This window comes from Bradyrhizobium sp. Ses1, assembly GCF_059512365.1.
In genome coordinates this window covers 1-280 of the sequence record NZ_JCAMOQ010000255.1, presented here as the reverse complement: position 1 = coordinate 280, position 280 = coordinate 1, and the positions used below count along the sequence as shown (strand labels likewise).

Sequence of the window (280 nt, the reverse complement as noted above, 5' to 3'; positions counted from 1 at the left end):
TTAACTCCGCGCGTCTCACGGCGGATGAGGGGCGGGTCGCGATCGTCACGAACGTTGCGGTGAGATGCGGTGGACGCTGATATCACGACTGACGAGCGTGACTTCAGCGGACGGCGAAGTCGTGTGGTCCTGGCGCCCCGACGCTGGCGCTAAGTGCGCGAGCAGCAAGAGCTGCCGCGGACGACGGTGGCAAGAAAGCCCGGTCACCGAGGAGAGCACGAAGGAAACCGTAACACCATCGCGCAGGGAAAGCCGGAATGCTTCGGTTGAACCTGTGGTC

The 280-nt window shown here is 63.6% G+C and carries 1 pseudogene; it reads right to left on the bottom strand.

The features are described 5' to 3' along the window. Positions 1-45: 45 nt before the first annotated feature. A pseudogene (locus tag AC5ZG5_RS46585) lies at positions 46-280 on the bottom strand (hypothetical protein); the annotation flags it as partial.